27 protein-coding genes are annotated in these 26,008 nt (G+C 68.6%); 12 read left to right on the forward strand and 15 right to left on the reverse strand.

From position 1 onward, the window contains the following. Positions 1-9 precede the first annotated feature (9 nt). The 3 genes from ABD768_RS19950 to ABD768_RS19960 all read right to left on the reverse strand — a co-directional run bounded on the left by ABD768_RS19950 (position 10) and on the right by ABD768_RS19960 (position 2,391). Positions 10-1,332 (reverse strand): MFS transporter, encoded by a 1,323-nt coding sequence (locus tag ABD768_RS19950; RefSeq protein ID WP_344842679.1) that lies wholly within the window; start codon positions 1,330-1,332, stop codon positions 10-12. Between the two features lie 173 nt (positions 1,333-1,505). Then, entirely contained in the window at positions 1,506-1,739 is a 234-nt protein-coding gene (locus ABD768_RS19955; protein ID WP_343964528.1) for a hypothetical protein, read from the reverse strand. Positions 1,740-1,776: 37 nt separating this feature from the next. Continuing rightward, a complete protein-coding gene (locus ABD768_RS19960) occupies positions 1,777-2,391 on the reverse strand; it encodes a TetR/AcrR family transcriptional regulator (RefSeq protein ID WP_344842682.1) in 615 nt (204 codons plus the stop codon). 107 nt (positions 2,392-2,498) lie between these two features. Between ABD768_RS19960 and ABD768_RS19965 the strand changes: the two genes are divergently transcribed. From ABD768_RS19965 to ABD768_RS19990, 6 genes are all read left to right on the forward strand, one after another. After that, on the forward strand, positions 2,499-3,515 hold the full coding sequence (locus ABD768_RS19965; RefSeq protein ID WP_344842684.1) for an ABC transporter permease: 1,017 nt from the start codon (positions 2,499-2,501) through the stop codon (positions 3,513-3,515). 180 nt (positions 3,516-3,695) lie between these two features. Beyond that, positions 3,696-5,090: an extracellular solute-binding protein gene (locus tag ABD768_RS19970; protein WP_344842687.1), complete on the forward strand. Its 1,395-nt coding sequence runs from the start codon at positions 3,696-3,698 to the stop codon at positions 5,088-5,090. Positions 5,091-5,118: 28 nt separating this feature from the next. Beyond that, positions 5,119-6,054 (forward strand): carbohydrate ABC transporter permease, encoded by a 936-nt coding sequence (locus ABD768_RS19975; protein ID WP_343964535.1) that lies wholly within the window; start codon positions 5,119-5,121, stop codon positions 6,052-6,054. After that, complete coding sequence (locus ABD768_RS19980; RefSeq protein ID WP_343964537.1) at positions 6,051-6,878, forward strand: carbohydrate ABC transporter permease; 828 nt, start codon at positions 6,051-6,053, stop codon at positions 6,876-6,878. Before ABD768_RS19975 ends, ABD768_RS19980 begins: the two co-directional genes overlap by 4 nt. 77 nt (positions 6,879-6,955) lie before the next feature. Beyond that, entirely contained in the window at positions 6,956-8,368 is a 1,413-nt protein-coding gene (locus ABD768_RS19985) for a sensor histidine kinase (protein ID WP_344842692.1), read from the forward strand. Continuing rightward, positions 8,362-9,018, forward strand: coding sequence for a response regulator (locus ABD768_RS19990; protein WP_343964539.1), 657 nt, complete (start codon positions 8,362-8,364; stop codon positions 9,016-9,018). The genes ABD768_RS19985 and ABD768_RS19990 overlap by 7 nt, the downstream gene beginning before the upstream one ends. Before the next feature lie 37 nt (positions 9,019-9,055). On the opposite strand, the gene ABD768_RS19995 is transcribed toward ABD768_RS19990, so the two are convergent. Together ABD768_RS19995 and ABD768_RS20000 are read right to left on the reverse strand one after the other, a co-directional pair. After that, the gene (locus tag ABD768_RS19995) at positions 9,056-9,748 is read right to left on the reverse strand and encodes an Ig-like domain-containing protein (RefSeq protein WP_344842695.1); all 693 of its coding nucleotides are present in this window, start codon (positions 9,746-9,748) and stop codon (positions 9,056-9,058) included. Positions 9,749-9,863: 115 nt separating this feature from the next. Continuing rightward, a complete protein-coding gene (locus tag ABD768_RS20000) occupies positions 9,864-10,493 on the reverse strand; it encodes an SGNH/GDSL hydrolase family protein (protein ID WP_344842697.1) in 630 nt (209 codons plus the stop codon). A 30-nt stretch (positions 10,494-10,523) separates the two neighbouring features. Here ABD768_RS20000 and ABD768_RS20005 point away from each other — a divergent pair, with 30 nt between their 5' ends. The 4 genes from ABD768_RS20005 to ABD768_RS20020 all read left to right on the forward strand — a co-directional run bounded on the left by ABD768_RS20005 (position 10,524) and on the right by ABD768_RS20020 (position 15,427). After that, a complete protein-coding gene (locus ABD768_RS20005) occupies positions 10,524-11,831 on the forward strand; it encodes a M16 family metallopeptidase (RefSeq protein ID WP_344842699.1) in 1,308 nt (435 codons plus the stop codon). Continuing rightward, complete coding sequence (locus ABD768_RS20010) at positions 11,828-13,180, forward strand: M16 family metallopeptidase (RefSeq protein WP_343964546.1); 1,353 nt, start codon at positions 11,828-11,830, stop codon at positions 13,178-13,180. The genes ABD768_RS20005 and ABD768_RS20010 overlap by 4 nt, the downstream gene beginning before the upstream one ends. A 57-nt stretch (positions 13,181-13,237) precedes the next feature. Then, positions 13,238-13,573 (forward strand): DUF4190 domain-containing protein, encoded by a 336-nt coding sequence (locus tag ABD768_RS20015; protein WP_344842702.1) that lies wholly within the window; start codon positions 13,238-13,240, stop codon positions 13,571-13,573. Between the two features lie 135 nt (positions 13,574-13,708). Then, complete coding sequence (locus ABD768_RS20020) at positions 13,709-15,427, forward strand: S8 family serine peptidase (protein WP_344842705.1); 1,719 nt, start codon at positions 13,709-13,711, stop codon at positions 15,425-15,427. Positions 15,428-15,485: 58 nt separating this feature from the next. Here ABD768_RS20020 and ABD768_RS20025 read toward each other — a convergent pair whose 3' ends face one another. Both ABD768_RS20025 and ABD768_RS20030 read right to left on the reverse strand, forming a co-directional pair. After that, positions 15,486-16,289 (reverse strand): DUF4190 domain-containing protein, encoded by an 804-nt coding sequence (locus ABD768_RS20025; protein WP_344842707.1) that lies wholly within the window; start codon positions 16,287-16,289, stop codon positions 15,486-15,488. A gap of 50 nt (positions 16,290-16,339) precedes the next feature. After that, positions 16,340-16,765: a CBS domain-containing protein gene (locus ABD768_RS20030; protein WP_343964554.1), complete on the reverse strand. Its 426-nt coding sequence runs from the start codon at positions 16,763-16,765 to the stop codon at positions 16,340-16,342. A gap of 84 nt (positions 16,766-16,849) precedes the next feature. Between ABD768_RS20030 and ABD768_RS20035 the strand changes: the two genes are divergently transcribed. Beyond that, positions 16,850-18,106 carry an MFS transporter gene (locus tag ABD768_RS20035; protein WP_343964556.1) on the forward strand — a complete coding sequence of 419 codons (1,257 nt, stop codon included), beginning with the start codon at positions 16,850-16,852 and terminating at the stop codon, positions 18,104-18,106. Positions 18,107-18,110: 4 nt separating this feature from the next. Here ABD768_RS20035 and ABD768_RS20040 read toward each other — a convergent pair whose 3' ends face one another. Further along, positions 18,111-18,926 (reverse strand): SAM-dependent methyltransferase, encoded by an 816-nt coding sequence (locus ABD768_RS20040; RefSeq protein WP_343964558.1) that lies wholly within the window; start codon positions 18,924-18,926, stop codon positions 18,111-18,113. Positions 18,927-18,990: 64 nt separating this feature from the next. Next, positions 18,991-19,770, reverse strand: a complete 780-nt coding sequence (gene hisN, locus ABD768_RS20045; protein ID WP_343964560.1) for a histidinol-phosphatase — start codon at positions 19,768-19,770, stop codon at positions 18,991-18,993. A 199-nt stretch (positions 19,771-19,969) separates the two neighbouring features. Between hisN and ABD768_RS20050 the strand changes: the two genes are divergently transcribed. Continuing rightward, positions 19,970-20,464: a DUF2231 domain-containing protein gene (locus ABD768_RS20050; RefSeq protein ID WP_343964562.1), complete on the forward strand. Its 495-nt coding sequence runs from the start codon at positions 19,970-19,972 to the stop codon at positions 20,462-20,464. Between the two features lie 41 nt (positions 20,465-20,505). Here the strand turns inward: ABD768_RS20050 and rsgA are convergent, their stop codons facing one another. From rsgA to ABD768_RS20080, 6 genes are all read right to left on the reverse strand, one after another. Continuing rightward, positions 20,506-21,498: a ribosome small subunit-dependent GTPase A gene (gene rsgA / locus ABD768_RS20055; protein WP_343964564.1), complete on the reverse strand. Its 993-nt coding sequence runs from the start codon at positions 21,496-21,498 to the stop codon at positions 20,506-20,508. Next, the gene (gene aroA / locus ABD768_RS20060; RefSeq protein ID WP_344842713.1) at positions 21,498-22,769 is read right to left on the reverse strand and encodes a 3-phosphoshikimate 1-carboxyvinyltransferase; all 1,272 of its coding nucleotides are present in this window, start codon (positions 22,767-22,769) and stop codon (positions 21,498-21,500) included. Before aroA ends, rsgA begins: the two co-directional genes overlap by 1 nt. A gap of 132 nt (positions 22,770-22,901) precedes the next feature. Then, positions 22,902-23,492 carry a DoxX family protein gene (locus ABD768_RS20065; protein ID WP_343964568.1) on the reverse strand — a complete coding sequence of 197 codons (591 nt, stop codon included), beginning with the start codon at positions 23,490-23,492 and terminating at the stop codon, positions 22,902-22,904. 90 nt (positions 23,493-23,582) lie between these two features. Further along, positions 23,583-24,308, reverse strand: coding sequence for a DsbA family oxidoreductase (locus ABD768_RS20070; RefSeq protein WP_344842716.1), 726 nt, complete (start codon positions 24,306-24,308; stop codon positions 23,583-23,585). A gap of 91 nt (positions 24,309-24,399) precedes the next feature. Then, complete coding sequence (locus tag ABD768_RS20075) at positions 24,400-25,197, reverse strand: alpha/beta hydrolase (RefSeq protein ID WP_343964572.1); 798 nt, start codon at positions 25,195-25,197, stop codon at positions 24,400-24,402. A gap of 34 nt (positions 25,198-25,231) precedes the next feature. Beyond that, positions 25,232-25,936 carry an alpha/beta fold hydrolase gene (locus tag ABD768_RS20080; RefSeq protein ID WP_343964574.1) on the reverse strand — a complete coding sequence of 235 codons (705 nt, stop codon included), beginning with the start codon at positions 25,934-25,936 and terminating at the stop codon, positions 25,232-25,234. Positions 25,937-26,008: the final 72 nt, after the last annotated feature.

The following is a 26,008-nucleotide window of genomic DNA, read 5'->3' on the forward strand; positions in this document are numbered from 1 at the left end:
CGATCTCCCTCAGGCTTGGCTTGTTCTTCCGATCGACAAGACGCTGGCTCCGGCGATCACACCTCCCGTCGCGAGGACGAGGACCAGTGCTGTGGACGTTCCGAGATGTCCACCCAGTACGCCGGCCGCGAAGCCGCCCGTCAGTGCGCCGAGCGGGATGGTGGAGGAGGTGACGGTGCGGGCGGTCGCGTGGACGGTGCTCTGGAGGTCTGCGGGGGTGACGTTCTGGCGGATGCTGGTGGTGAGGACGTTCCATACCGGCGTCCAGACCGACGCGCAGACGCGGATGATGACGAGCACGATCGCCGGCGCAAACACCAAACTGACCGGAATCGCCAACCAGAACACGCCTTCCAGCCCAGTCAGCAGGAGAGTGCGGTGTGTCCCGATCCGATCGACCAGGCGGTTGGCGGCGAACGCCCCGACCAGCCCGCCGACGGACCCGGCCGCGATCAGCAGTCCGCCTTGCAGGCTCGACAACCCCAGCACCCGATAGGCGAACAGCAACAGAACGGCGTCCACCATCCCGGTCCCGAAACTCCGCACGGCCGCCCCGACCACCAACGGCCGCAACACCCCGTGCCCCTTCACGAACCGAAGCCCCAGGGCGATCCGCCCCCACATCGCCATTTGGGGGGTTAACCCCTCAGATTGTGGGTTGCCCCCCTTGGTTCCGGGCTGGCAACCCACAAATCCAGGGGTTAACCCCTGAAATTGCGCGGTGGGGTTGGTGGTGGTGGGGGGCTCGCGGGTTTGGATTCGGGTTCGGGTCAGGGCTGAGGTGAGGAAGGGCAATGCGGTGAGGAGGAGGCCGGTGTACGGGCCGGTGAGTTTGAGGAAGAGGCCGGCCAGGGCGGGGCCGGCGAGTTTGGAGAGGCTGTCGGAGCTTTGGAGGTTGGCGTTGGCGGCTACCAGGCCTCCGGGCCGGACTACTACGGGGAGGTAGGACTGGCCGGCTATGTCTACGAAGACGGTGGCTACGCCGGCCAGGGCGACCACGATCAGGAGTTGGGGGATCGTGACCAAGCCGGCCAGGGCGGCCAGGGGGATGGTGGTGAAGAGGAGGAAGCGGAGTAGTTCGCCGGTGATCATGACCCGGCGGCGGGGGAGGTGGGTCAGGGCGGCGCCGGCGACCAGGCCGAGGGTGGGGTAGGCGAGCCAGCCGATGGCGGAGAGGATGCCTACCTGGGCGGAAGTGGCGTTCAGCGTCAGGATGGCGATGCTGGGGACGGCGAAACCGGTCAGGCGGTCGCCTACGAAGCTTGCGGTCTGGCTGGTCCAGTACCAGCTGAAGTCCGCCTTGGGCGGAGCTGTCCCCACGGTTGTACGCACCGCACCTCCGACTCCCCAGCGCCGTTGTGTGCCTGCCTGTCACCCGCTTAGTTCAAGCTCTGAAATAAGCGGCTCGGCACAACCTAACCGGGTAAGTCGCGAGTCTCAAGCCCTCCGTCACATCTCGATCGCAGACAGTCGCGAAGTGGGAGAAGCCTTCAGTTTTTGAAGGTTCACAGGTCGTCGGGGGATTCGACCGGCTTCTTCCGCTCCTGCTGGAGCTGGATCTCGATCCGCGACTCGGCCGCCGTCGGCAGCCACATCTGCTCGAACGGGCCCATCATCGACGCCCCGATCCCGCGCCTGCGCGAGCGTGCCGCGGCCCAGGCGAGCAGGCCCAGGAACCCCGCCACGACGGCAAGGCTGAGGAACAGAATCCAGATCCCGTCGATCGCTCCCACCTCCACCCGAAGGACGTAGGTGAGACGCCGATCGTTCCCTGGGCTAGACCGGTTTGGGGACTGGTGTGTTCAGCAGGGCGGCGAGGCCGGTGCTGTAGCCGTGGGGGGTTACGTCGCCGAGCAGCAGGCGCTGGAGGATGAAGCCTGGGACAAGGCCGAAGAGCACCTGGGCGATCAGCTTGGGATCGGCGTCCGGGGTGACCGTGCCATCGGCCTGCGCCCGCCGGGCGACCGCCTCGAAATGGCTCCGCAGGTGCTGGTACTTCGAGCAGGCGGTGCCCATGATCGTCTCGTTGTGCAGCGCCTCGGCCCAGGCCTGGATCGCCACCCTGGTCAGGTCGCCACCGGGCTGGCTGGCGATCCCGACGATGTGCTCCAGGGTCGCCTCGAGCGCCGCCGCCGGAGTGAGCGGCGCCTCGGTCGCCAGGATGCCCTCGAAGAGCTGGTCGATCGTGCCCAGCGCGTCGTCCGCGATCGCCGCGACGATCTCCTCCTTGCTCTTGAAGTAGCCGTAGACGGCGCCGGCCGACAGCCCGGACTCGCGGATCACGTCCGCCATCGTCGTCTTGTGGAAGCCCTGGTCCATCACGCACTTGCGCGCGGCCAGCACGATCTCGCGGCGGCGGTTGGCGCGGTGTTCCTCGGTGACCTTGGGCATACCGCAAACATAAAACGAATGTCCGTTCTTGACAACTGAGCGTGATCCCGTCAGGCTCGGAATCGATAAAGAACGATCATTCGGTTTTAATGAGGAGCTGACCCGGGATGTCCGAGGACCAAGCCGTCGCAGAGGAGACCCGTCGCGTTCCGGTGGCGGTCGTCGTCACCTTGCTGACCGCGATGCTGACCGTCGTGCTGATCGCGTTCGCCTGGCCGGCCGCGCGGTCCCAGCCACGGGACCTGCCGATCGCCGTCGCGGGTCCGGCGCAGGCCGCCGCGCAGGTGAAGGGCGGGCTCGACCAGGCGATGCCGGGCGGGTTCGAGATCGACCCGGTCGCCGACCGGGCGGCCGCCGTCGAGGCGATCAAGGACCGTGACGTGTACGGCGCGATCGTGCTCGATCCGCAGGCGCCCGAGGTGCTGACCGCATCGGCCGGCGGTCCGGCGGTGGCCCAGATCCTCACCCAGTTGTCGACCAGGCTCGCGGCGGAGAATCCCGGCGTACAGGTCAAGGTGACCGATGTCGTTCCGCTGCCGAAGGACGATCCGCGCGGGGCCGGGCTGGCTGCCGGTGCGTTGCCGTTGGTGCTCGGTGGCATCATCGCCGCGGCCGTGCTGACCCAGCGGATCAAGGGCGGCGGCCGGCGGGTCGCGGGGGCGCTCGCCTTCGCCGTGACGGGCTCGCTGGCGCTGGCCGCGGTGCTGCAGTTCTGGCTGGGGTCGTTCGAGGGGAACTACCTGGCCAACGCGAGTGTGATCGCGTTGTCGATCGGTGCCATTTCGCTGACGCTCCTGGGCCTGGAGGGGTTGTTCGGATTCGTCGGCCTGGCTGCTGGTGGTGCGGTGATGATGTTGCTCGGCAACCCGTTGTCCGGGCTGGCCAGCGCGCCGGAGATGCTGCCGACCGGGTGGGGTTCGCTCGGCCAGTTCCTGCCGCCGGGGGCAGCCGGTACCGCGTTGCGCTCCGTGAGCTTCTTCGACGGCGCGGGCTCGGGCCGGTCCTTCCTCGTGCTCGGGTGCTGGCTGGTCCTGGGACTCCTGCTCTGCGGGTTCGCCGCGGTGCGGAGTCGTGGCCGGAGCGTCGTACAAGCCCGTTCGGAGGCGTCGCCGGTTACCGTTTGACAGATGACGGCGCGGTGACCGGATCGTTACGACCCGGTCTCCGCGCAACGGCGTCACGGCGAGGACAACGTTGTCTCTCAACCATTGACTTCACTGGTCTGGGCCTCCTACGGTCACGGAAAGCCCAGGGGGTTTGAGCGGTGGTACCGGGATGACAACGATTGCCCGAAGGTGGACGTGATGGCCATGAAGAACGGTTTCAAGACCGCAGGTGTGCTAGCTGTCGGCGCGCTCCTGCTGGGGGTGTCGGCCTGTAGTCAGGGGTCGACCACGAAAACGCCGGAGGCCGGCGGAAGTCAGAGCAGCGGTCCGGCGAACATCAAGATCGCCTACCAGCAGTGGGGCCCCGGCACGGTGATGAAGAACTTCCTCACCGGCGCGAAGACCGAGTACGAGGCGGCCAACCCCGGCTCGAAGGTCGAGATCCTCCCGATCGTGGCGAGTGAGAACGACTACTACACCAAGCTCCAGCTGATGATGCGGTCGCCGAACACGGCGCCGGACATCGTCTACGAGGACACCTTCCTGATCAACTCCGACATCACCGCGGGGTACCTGAAGCCGCTCGACGACTACATCAAGGACTGGTCGGACTGGAGTCAGTTCGAGGACACCGCCAAGGGCGCGGCCAAGGGCCAGGACGGCAAGACCTACGGCATTCCGGACGGCACGGACACCCGCGCCCTCTGGTACAACAAGAACCTGTTCAAGCAGGCCGGCCTGCCGACCGACTGGCAGCCGAAGACCTGGGACGACGTGCTGAACACCGCGCGGACGCTGAAGCAGAAACTGCCCGGCGTGATCCCGATGAACGTGTACTCCGGTAAGCCGATGGGCGAGGCCTCGGCCATGCAGGGCTTCGAGATGCTGCTCTACGGCACCAAGGACACCCTGTACAACTTCGACCAGCAGAAGTGGGTCGTCGGCAGCCAGGGCTTCAAGGACTCGCTGAACTTCATCAAGACCGTCTACACCGAGGGCCTCGGCCCGTCGCCGAAGCAGGCGCTCGACCCGAACATGGGCAGCAAGGTCGGTACCGAGCTGCTGCCGGGCAACAAGCTGGCGATCGCGCTCGACGGATCCTGGATCTACGGCAACTGGCAGAAGACCGGCGCCAAGCCGTGGCCGCAGTGGACCGAGGTGATGGGCCAGACCGCGATGCCGACCCAGGACGGCGGCGGCAAGGGCAAGGTCAGCCTCTCCGGTGGCTGGACCTGGGCGATCCCGGCCAAGTCGAAGTCGCCGGACGCGGCCTGGAAGTTCATCCAGTCCCTGCAGACGCAGAAGAACGCGACCAAGTACGCCACCGACGGCGCCCAGATCGCGGTCCGCAAGGACGTCGCCTCGGACGCCGGCTACAAGTCGTCGGCCAAGAGCACCCAGTTCTTCACCGACCTGGTCGCGGTCACCGTCTACCGTCCGGCGCTGCCGGAGTACCCGAAGGTCTCCAACGAGATCATCACCGCGATGGAGGCCACGATGACCGGCCAGTCGTCGCCGGAGGACGCGGCCAAGAACTACGACGAGGCGGTCGAAGGCATCGTCGGCAAGGACAAGACGACCGCCGGTAACTAAGCAGAAGTTTTCCGAAAGGGCTTCCCCTGTGACGACAACTGCTCCCGCCGTGCCCGCTCCCATCGGCAGCAAGCCTGCCGATGGGAGCGGGCCACCGCGCGGCGCCAAGCTGTTCAAGATGTTGCCGTTGGCACCGGCCATCGGGCTGATGCTGGTCTTCCTGGCCGGCCCGATCCTGTACTGCGTCTACGCCGCGTTCACCAACATGGCGCTGACCGGGACCGGGGCGGCGAACGTGAAGTTCGTCGGGCTGGACAACTTCCGCAAGGCCTTCGGCAGCCACGCCTTCACCAACTCGATCTGGCTGACCCTGGTCTTCACGCTGATCTCGGCGATCATCGGCCAGAACACGCTCGGCCTCGGCCTGGCGTTGCTGATGCGCCGGTCGACCAAGTTCATCCGTAGCTTCGTCGGTACCGCCGTGATCGGCGCGTGGGTGCTGCCGGAGGTGGTGGCGGCGTACCTGCTCAGCGCGTTCTTCAACACCGACGGCACCCTGAACGTGATCCTGCACAAGGTCGGGCTGCCCGGCCAGGACTGGTTGTACGCGGCGCCGATCATCGCGGTGTCGATCGCCAACATCTGGCGGGGTACGGCGTTCTCGATGCTGGTCTACTCGGCGGCGCTGAGCGAAGTACCGAAGGAGATCGAGGAGTCGGCCGAGATGGACGGCGCGTCCGGTCTCAAGCGGCTGATCTTCGTCACGCTGCCGATGATCAGCCGGGCGATCATGACGAACCTGATGCTGATCACGCTGCAGACGCTGAGCGTGTTCGGGCTGATCTTCGCGATGACCCGGGGTGGCCCTGGCACCAAGAGCCAGACGCTGCCGCTGTACATGTACGAGCAGGCGTTCAGCTTCTCGCAGATCGGCTACGGCACCGCGATCGCGCTGGTGATGCTCGCGATCGGCGCGGTCTTCTCGCTGATCTACCTGCGTGGACTGAATGCGGAGGCCGCATGATCGCCCGTGACCGGATCAGCAAGCTGACCCAGAACCTGGTCCTGCTCTTCCTCGGTGTGCTGTTCATCCTGCCGTTGCTGTGGGTGCTGTTCGCCTCGGTCAACCGGACGGCGGGGCTGCGGGTCGAGCTGCCGACCGACCCGACCTTCGCGAACTTCAAGGCGGTGCTGAACGTCACCACGACGTACCGGCCGGTCCTGAACGGGATCGTGCTGTGCGGCGGGTCGGCGTTGCTGACGATGCTCTGCTCGGTACTGGCGGCGTATCCGTTGTCCCGCTTCAAGACGAAGTTCAACCGGCCGTTCCTGCTGACCGTGCTGTTCTGCACCGGATTGCCGATCACCGCGGTGATGGTGCCGGTCTACGGACTGTTCGTGCAGCTCAACCTGGTCGACACGCTCGGCGGCACGATCCTGTTCATGGCGACCTCGTCGCTGCCGTTCGCGATCTGGCTGACCAAGACGTTCATGGACGGCGTGCCGATCTCGCTGGAGGAAGCGGCCTGGGTCGACGGCGCCAGCAACATGCAGGCGCTCCGCCGGATCGTCCTGCCGCTGATGTGGCCGGGTATCGCGGTGGTCGGCATCTTCACCTTCATCGGCATGTGGGGGAACTTCTTCGTCCCCTTCATGCTGCTGCTGTCGCCCGAACGCCTGCCGGCCTCGGTGAGCATCTTCACCTTCTTCGGTCAGTACGGCGAACCGAACTACGGCCAGCTGGCTGCGTACTCCCTCATCTACACCCTGCCCGTCCTGCTGCTCTACCTGCTGCTCAGCAGGAAGCTCGGCGGCGCCTTCGCACTCGGCGGTGCCATCAAGGGCTGAGCCAGACCCTGCATCTCCGCGGCCCGGCGGGTCGTGGAGGTGCAGGGAGCCGCGCCGAGGGCGTACGGTCGGTGACTATGAGCAATGCCGTGACGAGGGCGCGGCCGGGGACCGGGGGCCGCACGTCTGCTGTGACCATGCTGATCGCTGCGGTCGGCGTAGTGGTCACGGTCGCTCTGTTCGCGGCAGGGCAGCGCGCGTGGGAGTACCGGAGCCCTGCGTCGCACCTGGTGCTGGAGACGGTCGACGCCTGTGTGGCGGTGCTCGTGTCCTACCTCGTGTACGGCCGCTTCCGGCGCAGTGGGAGTCGGCAGGACTTGCTGCTGCTGCAGGGATTCGCCTCGCTGGGCTTGGCGAATGCTTGTTTGGCGCTGACTCTGGCCCAGACGGAATGGGTGGCTCTGCTGGGGTTGTGGCTGCCCCCTCCGCTCCGGGTGCTGGGCGCGTTGCTGATCGCCGCGGCCGCGTTGCTTCCACGGCGCTCGGCGCGATCGGCGTGGCGACGGTGGCTGTTTGCGCCGCTCCTCGGCGTAGTACTGGTCATCGTTCTCGTTGTGCTGTTCCAGCGCGAGAACCTGCCGGGGTCGGAGCAGGTGGCGGGCGGGTTTCGTCCCCCGATCAGCAGTCATGGTCACCCTGCTCTCCTGATCACGCAGGTCGTCTCGCTGCTCGCCTTCGCCGCGGCGGCGGTGGCGTTCATGGTCGAGGCGCGCAAGCGGGACGACGTACTGATGCGGTGGCTCGGACCAGCGTGCGCACTGGGTGCACTGGCCAGAGCGAATTACCTGATCTTCCCGGCGAGCGGGCCGGACTGGGTCTACAGCGGCGACGTACTCCGGACCGGCTGCTACTTCCTGCTGCTGGTCGGTGCCGGCCGGGAGATCAGCCGCTACTGGGGAGCGCAGGCCGAGGCAGCCGTGGCCGAGGACCGGCGGAGAGTCGCACGCGAGATGCACGACGGCGTACTGCAGGAGCTGGGCTACATCCGCTCAGAGCTGGCCGCTTTCGCCTCGGTGGACGAGGAACGCGTCGGCCGGATCGTCGCCTCGAGCGACCGGGCCCTGGACGAGGCGAGACAGATGCTGGTCGCGCTGGGCCGGGCCGGTGACGAGCCACTCGCCGATGCCCTGGAACGCGCGGTCGAGCAGATCGCCGAGCGGTACGGCGTTGCGCTGGCACTGGAGCTGGACGCCTCGATCACAGCCGATACCGAGCAGCGGCATGCCCTGGTCAGGGTGGCTCGGGAGGCGGTGCTGAACGCCGTACGGCATGGCCAGGCGGAGCGGATCCGGGTGCGGCTCGCTCAGGAGGGCAAGAGCCGGCTGCTGGAGGTGACCGACGACGGGACGGGGTTCGATCCCGCTCGCCGGACCTCCGGTCGGCAAGGTTTCGGGTTGACCAGCATGCGGGAACGCGCGGAGGCCCTGCCGGGGGTGTTCCGTCTTGAGTCGACGCCGGGCGACGGAACGACGGTGCAGGTCAGATGGTGAGCCCCGAGCCCCGCCGGGTGGTGATCGCCGACGACCACCCGCAACTGCGCCAGCAGATCCGGGCGGCCCTGGAGGCAGGCGATTTCGAGGTCTGTGCCGAGGCGGCGAGCGGGCCGGAGGCAGTGCGGCTGGTGCAGGAGCACGAGCCGGACGTGGTGCTGCTGGACGTGCACATGCCGGGCAACGGCATCCGGGCTGCGGCCGAGATCGCTCAGTTGCGGCCTGAGGTGGCGATCGTGATGCTCACCGTCTCCCGTGACGACTCAGACCTGTTCGACTCGCTCCGGGCCGGCGCGTCGGGCTACCTGCTCAAGGACACCGACCCGGTCCGGCTGCCGGCCGCGTTGCGCGGGGTGCTGTCCGGCGAGGCGGCGATTCCGCGTTCGCTGGTGGCCCGCATCCTGAACGAGTTCCGTACGCCCGGCCGGCCCCGGTTCGGCCGTCGGCCGAAGGTGGCGGCCCGGCTCACCTCGCGTGAGTGGGAGGTGATGGAGCTGCTGGCCGACGGGCTGAGCACCGATGAGGTGGCCCGGCGGCTGTTCCTGTCGCCGACCACCGTGCGGGTGCACATCTCGTCGGTACTCCGCAAGCTCCGGGTCAAGGACCGGCAGGCCGCGATCGACCTGCTCAGCGACGACGATCTGTCGTGAGGGCGGCCTCCCCCCTCCTGGCCGCCCTCACGACCGTCTAGGTGCGCAGCCCGAGCCGCGCCGAATCCCTGCCGTCGTTGTCGTCGATGATGCTGATGCCGATCTGGTAGCTGCCGGTCGCTGCGTAGACATGGCTTCCGGTCACCGCGCCCCGCGCCGAGGCAGCGAGCGTGGTGGTGCCATCACCCCAGCGGACGAAGGCGGTGTGCGTGTCGGCTGTTCCCGGATCGCGGTAGGGCGCGATCACCGAAACCGCACGGGCGCCGAGCCGGGTACTCCGCGGCCGCTCGAAACTCGGCGCGACGTTGGCCGCCGTCCAGCCGAACGACTCGGTACCGGTCGCGCGCTGACCGTCCGTCACCCGGACCACGACGATGCCGGACGCGTCGTCGGCGCTGGTGTACGACCAGGACCAGGTTCCGTCACCGTGGTCGGTCACCGTTCCCGCCCCGCTCACCCTGGTGACGGTCAGCTTGCCTTTGCCGTCGGTGAACGACCCGTGGGTGGTCAGCGGCGAGCCCTCGTCGCCGTCGGCATCCGCAGGCACGCCGGCCGGGGCCGGCAGCTCGGAGGTCGGCAGTTGGCCGGCCATCGTCGCCAGGCCGGGCCGGTCACCGCCGCTCGCGTGGTCGTCGTCGCCGGCGTGAACGATCCCGGCGAACACCACGGCGGCCACGGTCATGACCACCGCCAGTGATGCGTGCCGGGTGAAGAAGACGCGCTCGGACATCGACAACCCTCCGTAGGTACGGTGCACACCCCTCCGCGTGCACCACCTGCCGTAACGCTAAGTAGTGAAGACGCGGTCGGACTAGGGCCGAAGGTCTCTTTGAGCGTTCAAATACCTAAACGCCCGCGATGAGCTCGCTGATGGTCCAGGCCGCGCGGCGCAGAGCGGCGGCCGTCTCCTCGGGGAGTCCCTTCACCGGTAGGTCCAGCTGGCTGGGGTCTTCGTGGAGGAGGGTGATCAGGAAGACGCAGGCGGTGAGGTAGCTGCCGGCCAGGGCTGGGTGGGAGTCGTCGGCGTCGTGCAGGGAGGGCGTCGGGTGGGCCGCTTGGAAGTGCTCCCAGATCAGACCGGCCGGGACGAGGGTGGCTCCGAGCTCGGCCGCGATGGTGGCGTACGCCGCGGTGAACGGGGCCTGCGGCTGGTTCTTGCGGGACCAGGTCATGTACAGCACGGTCTGGGCGCCGACCTCGGTGATCGCGGTGTGGAAGTCGCGGATGTTCTCGTGCATACGGGCGGGGTTCTTCAGCGGGAGAGTGCTCTGCTCCTGCAGGACAACCGTGTCGTAGTTGCCGGTGGCAAGCTCTGCCAGGGCTTTCCCGGCGTTCAGGTGCTGGCGCAACGAGGCGCCACCGGCCGAGATCAGCTTGTGCCCGACAGCGATACCACGCTCGGCCGCCATCGCGGCGATCAGGCCAGGCAGGTCGTTACGCGAGGTGAAGCTGTTGCCGACGAACAGGATCCGCATGGCTTCAGGGTGGCACGTAGGGTGGGCTGCATGCCGCTGAACTATCCGCTTGCTGAGCAGACGTTGGACAACGGTCTGCGGGTTGTTGTCAGTTCTGACCGGAACGTGCCGATCGTGTCGGTGAACCTCTGGTACGACGTGGGATCACGGCACGAGCCGCCGGGGCTGACCGGGTTCGCGCACTTGTTCGAGCACTTGATGTTCCAGGGGTCGCGCAACGTCGAGTCGGGGCAGCACTTCTCGCTGCTGGAAAGCGTCGGGGCGAGCCTGAACGCGAGCACCTTCTTCGACCGGACCAACTACTTCGAGTCGCTGCCCAGCGGCGGGCTCGACCTCGCGCTGTGGCTCGAGGCGGACCGGATGGGCTACCTGCTCGACGCGGTCAACCAGGAGAACCTCGACAACCAGCGCGACGTGGTGAAGGAGGAGAAGCGGCAGAGCTACGACAACCGGCCGTACGGCGACTCGTACGAGCGGCTCGTCCGGCTGCTCTTCCCGGAGCACCACCCCTACGCGCACATGACGATCGGCTCGATGGCCGACCTGGACGCGGCCGCGGTCGAGGACGTGCACGCGTTCTTCCGCAAGTACTACGGCCCGAACAACGCCGTCCTGACCATCGTCGGAGATGTCTCCGAGGAGGACGCGTTCGACGCCGCCAAGCGGTACTTCGGGCACCTGCCGGCCATCCCGACGCCGCCGCCCGCACCGGATGGCACGGTCGGCCCGCTCGACGGGGTGTTCCGCGACGACGTGGTCGACGACGTGCCGTCGGACCTGATCACGATGATGTTCCGGCTCCCGGTCGACGGTACGCCGGAACTCGACGCCGCCGCGTTGGCGCTCGACGTCCTGGCCGGCGGTCAGAGTGGACGCCTCAACCGGCGTCTGGTCCGCGACGAGCAGATCGCTCAATCAGTCTCTGGTGGAGCCCTGCCGCTGATCGGCGGCGTCTCGTTCGGGACGCTGACCGGGATCGCCTCCGAGGGCATCGACCTGCAGCAGGTCGAGGACGCGCTCGTCGAGGAGGTCGAGAAGCTCGCCAAGGACGGCATCACCGAGGACGAGCTGGCGACCGTGCAGGCGCAGGCCGAGCGCGACTGGCTGGAGCAGCTGGCCACGTGTGGCGGTCGTGCCGACGAGATCTCGCACCACGCGTTGTTGTTCGGCGACCCGAACCGGATCAACACCCGGATCGACGACCTCCGCGCGGTGACGGCGGACCAGGTCCAGGCAGCGGCGAGCAAGTGGATCCGTGCCGGTTCGCGCGCGCAGGTGACGTACCGGCGTCAGACAGACAACGCAGTGGCAGGCACAGAAGCAGGGGAGCAGGAATGAACAGCCAGGCCTTGACCACACCGCCGGCCGTCGCACCGCCGCGCCCGTGGCGCTTCCCGCTGGCGACCAGCACTACGACCCGCTCCGGCACCCCGGTCCACGTCTTCGACCGCCCCGGCCAGTACGTCGCCACAGTACGCGTCACCGTCGCGATGCCGCTGGCCGTCGAGCCACGTGAGCTGGAGGGCGTCGCCACGATCATGTCGCGCACTCTGGACGAGGGCACCGAGCTCAAGTCGGCCAACGAGTTCGCGGCGGCTCTGGAGCGGCACGGCGCGGCGTACGGGGTGGATGTCAGCTCGGACGCGTTGCACGTCGAGATCTCGGTCCCGACCTCGCAGCTCGCCCCGGCCGTCAAGCTGCTCGCCGAGGCAGTCACCCGGCCGGCCTTCAACCAGGCCGACGTCGGGCGGCATGTGACGATCCGGCTCGGTGAGATCAACCAGGAGCGGGCCAACGCGGGCTACCGCGCCCGTGAGGCGTTCGCCGCCAACCTGTTCGACCCGTCGTCGCGCAGGTCCCGCCCGACCGCTGGTACGCCGGACACCATCCGGCCGCTGACGAACGTCCAAGTGGCCGAGTTCTACCACGCCAACATCGGTCCGGCCCGGGCCGAGATCCTGTTCGCGGGCGACGCGACCGGGGTCGACGTGGCCGCGGTGATCGACGATGCCTTCGGCGACTGGAGTTCTGACGCCGGTACCGCGATGGAGACACCCGAGCCGCTCTACATCGCCGGTAACAAGCTGGTGCTCGTGGACCGGCCCGGCTCCGTTCAGAGCCAGTTGCTGATCGGTTGCCCCGGCCCCGACCGCCGCGAGGACATCTGGGGTGCAGCCGCGGTCGCCAACCACGTTGTCGGCGGCACGATCACCTCCCGCGTGGACACTGTGCTGCGCGAGGAGAAGGGCTACACGTACGGCACCCGCACCAGCTTCACCGCGCCGCGCAAGGGCGGCACCTTCAGCCTGGGCGGCGCAGTCCGCACAGAGGTGACCGGTGCAGCGATCGGTGACGCGCTGAAGATCCTGCTCGAGGCCCGCGACGGCCTGACCGCCCAGGAGGTCCAGGACGCGCAGGACAGCCTGATCCGTACTGCCCCGCTGCGCTACGAGCAGGCCGACTCGATCGCGCAGCAGGTCGGCAGCAACATCGCCGCCGGGGTGCCGCTCGACTTCGCCGACACCTACCTGGCCCAGATCGCCGCCACCACGGCCGAGACGGCGACCGAGGCCTACCGCCGGTACGTCGGAGCCAACGGCCTGCTGGTCGTCGTCGTCGGGGAGGCCAAGGAGGTCCGCGGCCAGCTCGCCGGGCTGGGGATCGGCGATATCACCGAGCTGAGCTGACATCATCTTCTGCTCGGGGCCAACCCCGTTGACCCCGAGCAGAGGAGAACATCGGGTATGCCGGATGACGAGGAGTACCCGCCGGAGGGCTGGCCGCGGCAGTCGCAGTACGTGTACCCGCAGCCGCTGAACCAGCGACCGCTGGACAACTCGGCCGCGACGGTCTCGATGGTGCTGGGCATCATCGGGCTGGGGACCTGCCTGGCCTTCCTGTCGCCGTTCGCCTGGGCCAAGGGCAGCCAGGCGCTCGAGGAGATCGACGCGAATCCCGGGGTGTACGGCAACCGGGGGATGGCGGTGGCGGGCCGGATCACCGGCATGATCGGCACCGCCCTGCTCGGCCTCGAGCTGATCGTCGGCGTGGTCGTCGCTGGCCTGCTGCTCGCCTCCTAGCGACTGACCGGACTGATCCGGTCAGTCGCTTGCTTGTGGATTGACAACGTCGGCATCCCGCTGACCCCTGGTGAACCGGGCTCCACACATTTAGCGTGTGCCGGGTCAGACTCACTTCAGGGAGGGGATCCGCTCGTGAGAGACGTCCGTAGATCGTTGTGTGCGGCCACTGGCGCCATCGCGCTGGTAGCCGGCGCGCTGGCAGTTCCGGTCACCGCCGGTGCCGGGACGACGGCGGTTGCCGGTGGCACCACGGAGTACACGGTGTTGCTGCAGGCCGGGGCCGACCACGCCCAGGCGCTCGCCGCGGTCCAGGCGGCCGGGGGCAAGCTGGTCAAGGAGAACACGAACCTGGGCACGATGACGGTGCAGGCCGCCGCCTCCGGGTTCGTCACGCGGGTGTCCGGCTCGTCGGGCATCCAGGGCGCGGCGCGCACCCGCCCGATCGGGCAGTTGCCGCAGGCAAGGCCGAGCACGGTCGAGCAGGAGCACCTGAGCGCCGTTGCCAAGGGCAAGAGCGTCACCGCCAAGACGGCGGCCGCGAAGAGCACCGCCGATCCGCTCGACGCCCAGCTCTGGGGCCTGAAGATGATCCGGGCGGACCTGGCGCATGCCAAGCACCCGGGCAAGAAGGTGGTGAAGGTCGGCATCCTGGACTCCGGGATCGACGCGCGCAACCCCGACCTGGCGCCGAACTTCGACTGGAATTTGTCCCGCAACTTCGTCACGGACATCCCGGAGATCGACGGCCCGTGTGAGTTCCGTGGTTGTGTCGACCCGGTCGGCTGGGACGACAGTGGGCACGGCACGCACGTGGCCGGCACCGTTGGTGCCGCGCTCAACGGCATCGGTGTCTCCGGTGTCGCGCCGGGTGTCTCGCTGGTCGAGATCCGCGGCGGCCAGGACGGTGGCTTCCTGTTCCTCGGACCGGTGACGGACGCACTCACCTACGCCGGTGACGTCGGGCTGGACGTGGTCAACATGTCCTTCTACGTCGACCCGTGGCTCTACAACTGCACGGCCAACCCGGCCGACAGCCCGGAGGCACAGGCCGAGCAGCGCACCATCATCGCCACGATGAGCCGGGCGCTCGACTACGCGCACAACAAGGGCGTCTCGCTGGTCGGGTCGCTCGGCAACAACCACGAGGACCTCGGCAAGCCGCGGACCGACATCTCCAGCCCGGACTTCGGCGACGTCGCGCCGTACCCGCGGCCGATCGACAACGCGACCTGCATCGACCTGCCGGTCGAAGGCCCGCACGTGATCGGTGTGTCCGCGCTCGGCCCGTCGAGCAAGAAGGCGGACTACTCCAACTACGGCACCGAGCAGATCGATGTGGCGGCGCCGGGTGGCTGGTTCCGCGACTACTTCGGTACGCCGCAGTACCGGACGAACGAGAACCTGATCCTGTCGACCTACCCGGTCAACGTGCTGCAGAACGCGGCCACGCCGCTCGTCGACGCAGCGGGCGAGATCACCGCGGCCGGCGTGGCCGGCGGCGTACAGAAGCAGTGCCCGGCCGGGGTCACGGACTACACGAAGTGTGGTTACTACAACTGGCTGCAGGGCACCTCGATGGCGTCGCCGCACGTCACCGGTGTCGTGGCGCTGATCGTCAGCGAGTACGGCAAGAAGGGATCGCACGACTCGTTCGGGCTGGCCCCGGACAAGGCGCGCAAGATCCTGCTGGACAGCGCGCAGCGGCGGGCCTGCCCGACGCCTCGCCTGCAGACGTACACGAACGAGGGCCGGCCGGCCGAGTTCGACGCGCTCTGTGAAGGACCGCGGTCGTTCAACGGCTTCTACGGCTACGGCATCGCCGACGCCTACGCGGCGGTGACCAGGTACTGAGCTCCAACGACCCCGGGCCCGGCACACACAGTGTGTGCCGGGCCCGAGGTTCGTCCTGTTACTCGGGGACGAGCAGGCAGGTGGCGTTGCGGTCGCCGAGGGTCCAGCCGTTCTCGATCGGGTGCAGGAAGAAGACGTCCGACGGCTTGTCCGGCGTCTGCTTGAGAGCCTTGAAACGGTCGGTGCAGCCCTTCTCGGCAGCGGCCTGGACGGCGGCCAGGCCGGGCCACTCACCGGCCGGGAGCTCGAAGACGGCGAACACCTTGCCACCGTTGGGCTGGTCACAGGGCTGGACCTTGATGTCCTTGACTACGCCTTCCTCGATGCCGGTGACGCAGTCGCCGACCCGGAGCTTGTTCGGTTTGGTGTCGACCGTGGTGGTCACCTGCCCGGAGGCATCCCGCTTGGGCTCGTTGTCGTTGTAGGTGGAGATCAGACCGATGACGAGGAGCCCGCCGATGACCACCCAGAGGCCGCTGATGATCAGACCCGCGATGGCCAGTCCCTTGCCGCGCTGGCCGCGCTTGGGGATCTGGCTGAGCGCGACGATGCACAGGATGATGCTGAACAGCACGATGCCGAAGATGCTGAGGATGAACCCGATGATGGCGGGTGTGCTCGTCCCGCCGGAGCCCGGCGCAGGCAGACCGCTCTGTCCGGGGTAGGGGTGGTAGCCCGGGTATCCACCTGGTGGCGGCGGATAGCCACCCTGACCGCCTTGCGGGGGTGGGTAGCCCGGGCCCGGTTGTGGGTAGCCACCGCCCGGGGGCGGCGGACCACCCGCCGCGGCCTGGTACGGCCCCGGCGGGTTTCCGCCTGACTGCGCCTGCCCGGGGTTCTGTGGGGGTGGTGTCGGGTCCATGGTCGGAATGTAGACCCGGCCAGGGACGAACCCGGTGAGGTGACGCCTTGCTAGCCGGAGATGTAGTTGGAAAGTTGCTCGCGTTCGAACTCCAGCTCGCCGATCCGGGTCTTCACCACGTCGCCGATGCTGACGATCCCGGTCAGCGCGCCGTCGGTGACCACCGGGACGTGCCGGATCCGGCGATCCGTCATCAGCCGCATCAGGTTGTCGACCAGGTCGTCCGGCCCGCAGGTGTGCACCTGCTCGGTCATGATCGCGCTCACCCGGACGTCGCCCGCGTCGGGTGTGCGGTGCAGCAGCCGGACGATGTCGCGTTCGGAGACGATGCCGGCCACGGAGCTGCCGTCGGCGCTGACCACCAGCGCGCCGACGTTGTGCTCGGCCAGCAGCGCGAGGAGTTCGGTGACGGTGGCTTCTGGGGAGATGGTGACGACCTGGTTGCCTTTACCGCGCAGTACGTCGTTGATCTTCACGGAGCCTCCTGGTGATGGAGTGAGCCCAATACCCAAAGGTAGCGAATAGAACCAGTGAGCGGCAGGTCTGGCACAATACAGCCAGTGACCTGGCGTGAGGACCTGTCCGTACTACGGCATCGCGACGTCCGGTTCTTCGTCAGCGCCCGCTTCATCTCGATGCTGGGCTCCTCGATCGCCCCGATCGCGCTCGTCTTCGCCGTCCTGGACGTCTCGGACGCGGCCAGCGCGGTCGGCCTGGTACTGGCCGCCCGGAGCATCCCGAACGTGGTCTTCGTGCTGCTCGGCGGGGTGATCTCCGACCGGCTGCCGCGCAAACTGGTGATCATCGTCGCGAACTCGGTCAGCGCCCTGACCCAGGCGCTCGCGGCGGGACTGGTCCTGTCCGGCCACGCCCAGATCTGGCAACTGGCCGCGATCGAGGCGGTGAACGGGATCGCCGCGGCGTTCGTGATGCCAGCGATGACCGGCATCCTGCCGTCGATCGTGGACCGCGCGGAGCTGCCGCAGGCGAACGCGGTCTCCGGCTTCGCCCGCTCGACCGCGCTGATCGGCGGCAGCGCGGTGGCCGGTGTGATCGTCGGTCTGACCAGTCCCGGGATCGGGCTGGCCGTCGATGCGCTGACGTTCTCCCTGGGCGCCTTGCTGATGTCCAGGCTGCGGCTGCCACCGATCGAGCGGTCGGAGACGTCGGTGCTGCACGACCTGCGGGTCGGCTGGACCGAGTTCGTCTCCCGGCAGTGGGTCTGGACGGTCGTGGTCGCCTTCATGGTGCTGAACATGATCTTCTCGGCCTGCTACTCGACGCTCGGGCCGGTGATCGCCGACGACACCTTCGGCCGGATCGGCTGGGGTGCGGTGAGCGCCTGCTTCGGCGCCGGTTTGATTGCCGGCGGCATCGTGATGATCCGGGTCAAGCCGAAGTACCCGGTCCGGATCGGCATGTTCGGCATGCTGGTGATGGTGCCGATGTACCTGGTGCTGGCGCTGGCGCCCTACACGGTCGCGGTCGCGGCGATGGGCTTCGTGGTCGGGGTCGGGTTCGAGATCTTCGGGATCGGCTGGGAGACGGCGCTCGGCCAGCACATCCCGCTCGACAAGCTGTCGCGGGTCGCGTCGTACGACATGCTCGGCTCGTTCGTCGCCGGGCCGATCGGTCAGCTCACGGTCGGGTACCTCGCGGCGGTCACCAGCGTGAAGGCGGTCGAGCTGTACGGCGCCGGGCTGCACCTGGCGATCGTGGCGGCCACCCTGCTGGTGCCGTCGGTCTGGCGGCTGCAACGCCACCACTCCGTGCAGGACAAGCTGCCTGGTGGGCAGCAGGTCCAGGACGCGACCTAGGCCTTCAGTCCTTCACCGCGAGGGCGGCGGCGATCAGCCGGGACCAGTCGCTGAGGTCGTCGACCGGCCTCTCCGGCCGCCACTCGACCGACGGCACGATCCCCGGCTCGAGCACGGTCAGACCCTCGCCGAACAGGGCGAGGATCTCGTCGTCGGTGCGCCAGCGGCCGCGCCCGAGCGAGCCCTGCAGCAGTTGCTGCATCTCGGCGCTGCGCGGGTCGTTCTCGCTGCGGAAGTGGCTGATGAAGAAGTAGCTCCCGGCCGGCACCCGGTCGTACCAGAAGCGCACCACCGCGGCCGGGTCCTCGTCGTCGTTGAGGTGGTGCAGCACCGCGCTCAGGATGATCGCGACCGGCTTGCCGAAGTCGATCAGCGCTCGCGTCTCCGGGCTGTCGTAGATCGACTTGGGGTCGCGCAGGTCGGCCTGGAAGACGGCGGTGTTCTCGTTCTCGGCGAGCAGGGCGCGGCCGTGCGCGAGCACCACCGGGTCGTTGTCGACGTAGACGACCTTGGTCTCCGGCGCGTGCCGCTGGGCGACCTGGTGCACGTTGTCGGCCGTCGGGAGGCCACTGCCGAGGTCGATGAACTGCCGCACCTTGCTGGTCCGGACGATCTCCCGGACGGCCCGGATCAGTGCGCCGCGGTTGTCGAAGGCGATCGCCTGCGAGCCGGGCAGGCCGTGGATGAACTTGTCGCCGAGGGCCCGGTCGACGGCGAAGTTGTCCTTGCCGCCGAGCAGGTAGTCGTAGGTCCGCGCGATGCTCGGCCTGGTCGTGTCGACGCCCGGAATCACGACGCCTTCTCTACCTGCTTCGCCCATCGCGGCATGGTCCTTCCGATACGGCTTGTTCGACAGTGACTACTTTAGGCGATTCGTCAGGTCGCTACGCCAGGCGGCGGAGGATCTCTTCGTGCAGGCGGCCGTTCGTCGCCACGGCGTTGGCGCCGTTCGGGCCGGGAGTGCCGTCGACGGAGGTGAACTTGCCGCCGGCCTCGTCCACGATGATGGACAGCGCTGCCATGTCGTACAGGTTGAGCTCCGGCTCGGCCGCGACGTCGACAGCGCCTTCGGCCACGAGCATGTACGACCAGAAGTCGCCGTACGCGCGGGTCCGCCAGGCCGACTCCATCAGGTCCGCGAACTGGTCCTTCTTGCCGAGCTTCTCCCAGCCCTTCAGCGAGGAGTAGGACAGCGACGCGTCCTCGACCGTCGAGACGTCGCTGACCCGGCACGGCTGGGCGGACATCAGCGCGCGGCCGGTCCAGGCCCCGTCGCCGTACGACGCCCACCAGCGTCGCCCGAGCGCGGGCGCGGAGACGACGCCGACGACGACCTGGTCCTCGATCATCAGGCTGATCAAGGTGGCCCAGACCGGTACGCCGCGGATGTAGTTCTTGGTGCCGTCGATCGGGTCGACCACCCAGCGGCGGATGCCCCAGCCGGTGGTGCCTTCCTCCTCGCCGACGAACGCGTCCCGCGGCCGGGCCCGGGCCAGCGTCTTGCGCATCACGTCCTCGACCTTGCGGTCGGCGTCGCTCACCGGGGTCAGATCCGGCTTGGTGGCGACGTGCAGGTCGAGCGCCTTGTAGCGGTCCATCGTGGTGGAGTCGGCGTCGTCGGCCAGGATGTGGGCGAGCCGCAAGTCGTCGGTGTGCGAGGGCATGACCGGAAGGCTAGCCTGCCCCCTGTCCAGCCAGAAGTGGGCACCTTGAACACCAACCGGCGACCTGGGACATGAAATAACCTGTCCCAGGTCTCCGTTGGGTGTCCGAGGTCGCAACTTCGTCTCGGCTTGGATTGAACCATCCGGACTGATTGAACGTGCAGCTAGTGTCTGAGCACATCGACTAGCTGGAGGCGTCATGTTCGAGCGCTTCGGAGATCTGCCGCTGCACGTGCTGGTGATCCACCTGACGGTGCTGGTGCTGCCGGTCGCCGCGCTCACTGCGATCGTCTACGCGGTGGTGCCGAAGTGGCGCTGGCTGCTTCGCTGGCCGACCCTGGTGCTCGGCGTCGGGGCACTCGTCTGCGCGTTCGTGGCGAAGAAGAGCGGCGAGGCCTTCGTGGCCGCGATTCCGCAGCTGGAGCCGCTGGTCAAGGTGCACCGTGAGCGGGGCAATCTGCTGTTCTGGTGCGTGCTGGTCTTCGCGCTGGTCGCGGTGGCCGCGTTCCTGCTGCTCAGCGGGCCGTCGGCGCTGGCGAGCGGAAAGGGTGCCAAGGCAACCAAGAGCGGTCCGTTGGAGCTGGTCACCAGCGCGGCGATCGTGGTGATCGGCGTGATCGTGATCATCCAGACGATCCGCACCGGAGACGCCGGCGCCAGGGCGGTCTGGAGCGGGCAACTCCCGCCGAAGTAGCCCGTACGCCGGTACGCGAGCGCGGCTGCTCGGCGTACCGGCTAGGTCGTCTCCAGATCGCGGCCCTCGCGGCTGGCCAGCAGGCGGCGGAACGAGGCGACTCTTTCCGCGTCGACCCGGCCCGCGGCGACCGCTTCGTCGAGGGCGCAGTTGGGCTCGGTCTCGGAGTGAGTGCAGCCGCGGGGGCAGTCGTGCGTCTCCTCGGCCAGGTCGGGGAACGCGTTGATCAGCTGATCCGGCTGCACATGCGCCAGCCCGAACGACCGGATCCCCGGGGTGTCGACGATCCAGCCACCCTCGGGCAGCCGGAGCAGCAAGGCGCTGGTCGACGTGTGCCGGCCGCGACCGGTGTTGTCGTTGACGACCCCGATCGCGCGGTTCGTACCGGGCACCAACGCGTTGACCAGCGTCGACTTGCCGACGCCCGAGTGGCCGACCATCATGCTCGTCCGGTCGTGGAGCTGCTCGCGCAGTTCGGTGAGATCGCCGTCGATCTGCGTGGCGACGGACTCGACGCCGAGCGGCCGGTAGATCGACAGCAGCGGACCGGGGTCGGCGAGGTCGGTCTTGGTCAGGCAGAGCAGCGGGCGCATGCCGGCGTCGTACGCCGCGACCAGGAAGCGGTCGATCAGCCTGGTCCGCGGTTCCGGGTTGGCGACCGCGACGACGATGACGAGCTGGTCCGCGTTGGCGACCAGCGGCCGCTCGACCGGGTCGTCGTCATCGGCGGACCGGCGCAGCAGGGTCTTGCGGGGGAGCACCTCGACGATCCGGGCCAGCGTGTCCTTGTCGCCGCTGGAGTCGCCGTCGAGCTTGACCAGGTCGCCGACGATGACGCCCTTGCGGCCGAGCTGGCGGGCCTTCATCGCCGTGACGACGCGATCAGACTCGCCGACCCAGCAGGTGTAGCGGCCGCGGTCGCGGGTGATCACGAAGCCGATGACGGCGTTGTCGTAGGTCGGCCGGTCCTTGGTCCGCGGCCGGGTGTGGCGCTTGGGCCGGTCGTACTTGGCTTCCTCGTCGTACTTCGACATCAGCTCACCAGCGCCGACCAGAGCTCGGGGAATTCCGGCAGGGTTTTCGCGGTGGTCGCGATGTTCTCGATCTCCAGACCGGGAACGACCAGGCCGAGCACGGCGGCGGCATGTGCCATCCGGTGATCGTGGTACGTGCCGAAAAGCCCACTGTGCAAGGGTTTCGGGCGGATCTCCAGGCCGTCGGGGGTCTGGGTGACGTCGCCGCCGAGCGCGTTGAACTCGGTCTCCAGCGCGGCCAGCCGGTCCGTCTCGTGGCCGCGCAGGTGGGCGATTCCGCGCAGGTACGACGGGCCGTCGGCGAACGCGGCGATCGCCAGCAGCACCGGCGTCAGCTCGCCGACCTCGCTCAGGTCGAGGTCCAGGCCTTCGATCCGGCCGGTGCCCCGGACGGTCAGCTCGCCGTCGGCCAGCGTGACGTCGGCGCCGAAGCGGGTGAAGATGTCGGGCAGTTGGCCGCCCGGCTGGGTGGTCTGGGCCGGCCAGCCGGTCACGGTCACCTCGCCACCGGTGACGATCGCGGCGGCCAGGAACGGCGCCGCGTTGGACAGGTCGGGCTCGATCGCGTAGTCGAGCGCGCGAATGGGGCCGGGGGCAACGATCCAGCGGTTGGGCTGGCTGTCGTCGACCTGCACGCCCCGCTCCCGCAGCATCGCGACGGACATGTCCAGGTGCGGCTGCGACGGGACGGGTTTGCCGTCGTGGATGATGTCGACGCCCTCGTCGTACCGGGCGCCGGCCAGCAGGAGAGCCGAGACGAACTGGCTCGATCCGGACGCGTCGAGGGTGACCTGGCCGCCCCGGACGGAGCCGGTGCCGCTCACGGAGTACGGCATCCGGCCGGTGCCGTGGTCCTCGATCTGTACGCCGAGAGCGCGCAGCGCGCCGAGGATGACGTTCATCGGACGCTCGCGGGCGTAGGCGTCGCCGTCGAACGCGATCTCGCCGTCAGCCAGCGCGGCGACCGGGGGTACGAAGCGCATGACCGTGCCGGCCAGGCCGCAGTCGACGCTCGCCGGGCCCTTGAGGGAGCCGGGGGTGACGGTGACCAGGCCGTCCTGCTCGGTGATGCCGACGCCCAGGGAGACCAGAGCTTGGCGCATGAGGTTGGTGTCGCGGGCCACGAGCAGCCCGGACAGGGTGGATGGGCCGTCGGCGATCGCGGCGAGCACGAGCGCCCGGTTGCTGATCGACTTCGACCCGGGCACGGTCACCCGGCCGCGGACCGCTACCGTCGCGGAAGGTGCCGGCCACCCCTGCTGCGCTGTCATCTCACTCCCAGCTCTCCGAAGATTCCGCCCCGAGCCTATCGGTCGGGCCTGCCGCCCGTGCGCGGCGGAACCGTACGAAGTCAGGTTCGAGGCACTCACGGCCCCGAACCTGCACTGGAACAAGCCTCAGCTTCAGCCGAAGGGGAGTTCTGCCTTGGCGGCGTGGGCTGCCAGCTTGGCCTCGCGGCGGGCGGTGCGGGCGAACTGCTTCGCCTCCCGCTTCGCCAGCTTGGCGCCGCGCTTCGTCTCGCGCTTGGCCGCCTTGGCGCCGTGGGTGGCGCGCCAGGCGACGCCGGGCTTGCCCTCGGTGTCGACGGCTGCGAGCAGCAGCCCACCCATGATGCCCAGGTTCTTCATGAACTGGACCTTCTGAGCCGCCTTGGCTGCCTTGTCGGTCTCCTGCCAGAACGAGTGCCCGGCGAGGGTCGTCGGCACGAGCGAGCCGGCCAGCAGTACCGCGCCGAGGCGGCGGCCCTTGCCGGTCGCGAGCGCGAGCCCGCCGATCACCTGGGCGGCGCCGTTGAGCCGGACGAGGTTCGCCGTGCTCTCCGGGATCCGGTCGCCGATCTGCGGCGGCGTCACCTTCTGGATCAGCGGGACGAACCGGTCGGCGACCGGCTGAGCCTTCGCGATGTGCGGCTCGGGGTCCCGGACCGCCTTCGCGCCCTGGACGACGAAGATGGTGGACAGCAACGGCCTGGCCAGTGCACGCACGACAGTCATGGCTCCTTCTTACCTGGTCCGACAATCCCGGTGGGGCACCAGGTGCCCGTGTGTCTTGTACCCAGCTTGAATCCGGTCGTGCGATTCGGGCTAGATCGCGCAGCCGTCGGGTCCGCAAGCGGCGTCGTCGGTGGTGCCGGGAGTGGTGATCAGCGTCACCGCTGGGCGGTCCGCGGCCGCGCGCCGGATCGCTTCGGTGAACACCTCGACGGGCTGGGCGCCGCTCACGCCGTACTTCTGGTCGATCACGAAGAAGGGGACGCCGTTCGCGCCGTACGCGAGCGCCTGAGCCTGGTCGGCCGCGACGTCGTCGGCGTACGCCGTACCGGCGAGGACCTCTGTCACCTGGTCCTCAGGCAAGCCGACCTCGACTGCGAGCTTGGTCAGCGTCGTGTGGTCGCCCATCGGGAGGCCGTCGGTGAAGTAGCCCTTGAGGTACCGCTCCTTGAGCCGGTCCTGCGTGTCGGCCGGTACGTCGCCGGCCTCGCCGAGCTCGAGCGCGAGGTGCAGGACCCGGTGCGCGTCCAGCGTGTTCGCCGACTTCGCGTTCTCGAGGTGGAAGTCCAGCCCGACCGCGGCGGCGCTCTTGGTCACGTGGGCGTTCGCCTGCTCGCCCCACTCGCGGCCCTGGCCGTACTTCTCGCCGAGCCGCAAGGCCAGGTCGCGGGGGTCGTCGTTGGTCGACGAGGGGTCCAGCTGGAAGCTGTGCCAGACGATCTCGGCCTGCTCGCCGGAGGCGGTCAGCGCCTCTTCCAGGTGCCGCTTCCCGATGTAGCAGAACGGGCAGACGACGTCGGACCAGATATCAATACGCATGAAGGTGAAAAACAGTCAGTACTGCCGCTGTATTCCCAAGAACGCCCGGCCCCGAGGATCCGGGACCGGGCGACTTGGGCTGGAAGGATGGTCAGCGGTTGGTGGCGGCCTGCTCGATCAGCTTGGTTACCGGGGTGGGCTCGGACAGCATCACCAGGTGGGACGCGCCCTGGACCTTGACGGTCTTGGCACCGGCCCGCTGAGCCATCCAGGCCTCGGCGGCGGGGGCGATCGCACGGTCCTTCGACGGCAGGACCGCGTACTTCGGGAGGTCGGCCGGGGCGGACTTCTGGATCACCTCGGTGAAGGCCGAGGCCGCGATCGGGCGCTGGGAGGCGCCGAGCAGGGACTGCTCGCGGTACGGCAGGTCGTCGGCGAAGACGGTGCGGAAGGCCTCGGGCTTCATCGCCAGGTCGACGCCACCGTCGTACTGGATGACATCGGTGGTGTCGGGGCCGATCTCGCTGCCCGGGAACTGGGAGTTGAGTCCGCCGACGGTCTCACCGGCCTGCGGGATGAAGGCCGCGACGTACACGAGGGCCTTCACGTCCGGGGTGGAGGCGAGTTCGGTGATGATCGCGCCGCCGTACGAGTGGCCGACCAGGACCTTCGGGCCGGGGATGCCGGCCAGTACGCCGGTCAGGTACTTGGTGTCGCTCTCCGGGCCGCGCAGCGGGTTGGCCGGGACGACGACCTTGTAGCCGTCGCGCTGGAGCTTCTCGGAGACCTTGTTCCAGCTGCCGCCGTCGGCGAAGGCGCCGTGGACCAGGACGATGGTCGGCTTGGGCTTGTTCGGGTGCTTGTCGGTGGTCGCGGTGGCGGCGGTGGCGCCGGTGGCCAGCAGGGCAGCGCTGGCGGCGATCACGAGGACCTTGCGAAGGGGATTCATTGTCTTTGCTCCTGGCGGTTTCGTGGGTGGCAGATCAGAGGGCGGAGGCGATGAAGTCGGCGACGGCCTTCGGCTGGGAGACCGAGACGGCGTGCGAGGCGTCGACCTCGATGGTGGTGCCGCCGGCGCGCTTGGCCATCTCGCGCTCGCCGTCGGGGTGGATCGCCTGGTCGCCGGTCGCGATCAGGAAGTGGGTGGGCAGGCGCTTCCAGCTGGCCGCGGGGGCCGGCTCACCGAACGCGGCGGCGGCGATCGGGCGCTGCGAGCGACCCATCACGTCGGCCTGCGCGGCCGGTACGTCGGCGGCGAACAGCGCGTGGAACTTGTCCGTGGCGATGCTCAGCCAGGTCTCGTCGTCGCCGTCGGCCGGCAGGTTGTGCGGGGCGAGGCCGGCGCCGAAGTCGGTGGCGGGGAAGCTCTCGTTCAGGCCGCCGAGGGTCTCGCCCTCGTCCGGGGCGAAGGCCGCGATGTAGACCAGGCCGGTGACGTTGTCGGCGTCGTTGGCCGCGGCGGTGATGACCGCGCCGCCGTAGGAGTGGCCGACCAGGACGACCGGGCCGTCGATCTCGCGGACCTGGGCGGCGAGCCGCTTGCCGTCGCGGGCGATGCCGCTCAGCTCGTTGGCCGGGGCCAGGACGTTGATGCCGCGGGCGGTGAGGTCGGCGACGACCTCGTTCCAGCTGGACGCGTCGGCGAACGCGCCGTGGACCAGGACGACGGTGGTGGCTTTCTCGCTCATCTTCAGTTCCTCGTTCTCTTCCGGTGGGATTTCCAGCACCGCAATAGAACCTCGCATGGATGAGCCCGCGAA

This window comes from Kribbella ginsengisoli (assembly GCF_039537185.1).
Classification (GTDB): domain Bacteria; phylum Actinomycetota; class Actinomycetes; order Propionibacteriales; family Kribbellaceae; genus Kribbella; species Kribbella koreensis.